2 protein-coding genes are annotated in these 1154 nt (G+C 40.5%); one reads left to right on the top strand and one right to left on the bottom strand.

Features of this window, described 5'->3' with window-relative positions:
* The coding region (locus DWZ16_RS15265) for an LOG family protein (RefSeq protein WP_182427391.1) at nt 1-190 on the top strand (190 nt) is incomplete at its 5' end.
* Between the two features lie 133 nt (nt 191-323).
* Here the strand turns inward: DWZ16_RS15265 and DWZ16_RS15255 are convergent.
* Nucleotides 324-821, bottom strand: a complete 498-nt coding sequence (locus tag DWZ16_RS15255; protein ID WP_243022056.1) for a hypothetical protein — start codon at nt 819-821, stop codon at nt 324-326.
* Between the last annotated feature and the right edge of the window lie 333 nt (nt 822-1154).

Here is a 1154-nt window from a genome sequence, read left to right as displayed (position 1 = left end):
AATGTCGAAGGTGTCTTTGAAACATCTGGAGGCACCCTGCATTCTCTACAACCTGAACGGTTACTACGATGATTTGAAAGCACTTCTAAATCATATGATTGAAAAAGGATTATCTTCTAACGAGCGACAGGAGGGAATCTTTTTTGTTGAAAATCTGGATGATATAAAGCGAATCTTGAGACGGGCATAACTTATGTTTGCACAGTAAAATGGAGTTGCATTAGCGAAAGACAGAGCACGATCAATTCCAATTTGACGGAGTAATGGATATGAAAATCCGAGAAGTGAACGAAAATAAAAAGCAATTTATATCATTATTGTTATTAGCTGATAGGTTGTGATGAATCCGAAGCAAGCTCTTTGTAACAGTCCTCTGCAATCCGTCCGGCAATCTCCCGGATACGTCCCACAAACCCGGCTTCCCTGTCGGTGTCCCCGTAAGTCTTTTCCAGACGGGAAATCACCGCTTCCATGTGTTCCTCACACATCTCCCAAAGGTTAGGAAAACGTCCGATCCGTCTTGCCTTATGCACATCTGAAATATCAAAGACGTATTTCAAACCGGAAAAACTATCCTCATCAATCAGCGCAATGCCCTTTGCACCTTTGTTTACCCAGCAGTGCATCTTTTCATTCCATATTTCTATGGAAGCACAGGCGGTTGCATCCGGTCTTTGAGCATAGATTAAAAGCTGTTCCTTAAATGGGGATTTATACAGTTTGGAAGCAGTATTTAGGTATCTCCTCCAGCTTTCTTCATTCCGCACGACTTCTTTTGCTGTTTCCTCTGCCAGTGCGGAAATCAATTTATATTTTCTCATGGTAAACCTCCATTCTTATTTGATTTTCTGCAACAAAAAAGGTGGCTATGGGTCATTCATGAGCCATTGCCACCAGTGACGGTAAACTCTATTCAATTTTTGTCTACTCCTTTCCGATATCACCATTTTTATAAAAAATAGCACCTAAGATTTTCTCCTAAGTGCTCTATGCCAATAAATCAGTAATTAATATATACTATTTTTGTATATCTCATCTATATTATCGTAAACGCTCCATACCAAGTACCCTATAAGCTAAAAGCCGCTTCCGCGGCTCTACTTCATTGCTTTTTCGGTTTTCTGACAACGTCCGGCAACTTTTTCGACCATGGA

The sequence above is a fragment of the Clostridium sp. AF29-8BH genome (assembly GCF_003478145.1).
Lineage (GTDB): Bacteria > Bacillota > Clostridia > Lachnospirales > Lachnospiraceae > Otoolea > Otoolea fessa.
Note: the sequence above shows the minus strand (reverse complement) of the source record. Positions and strands in the feature narration are given on the sequence as shown.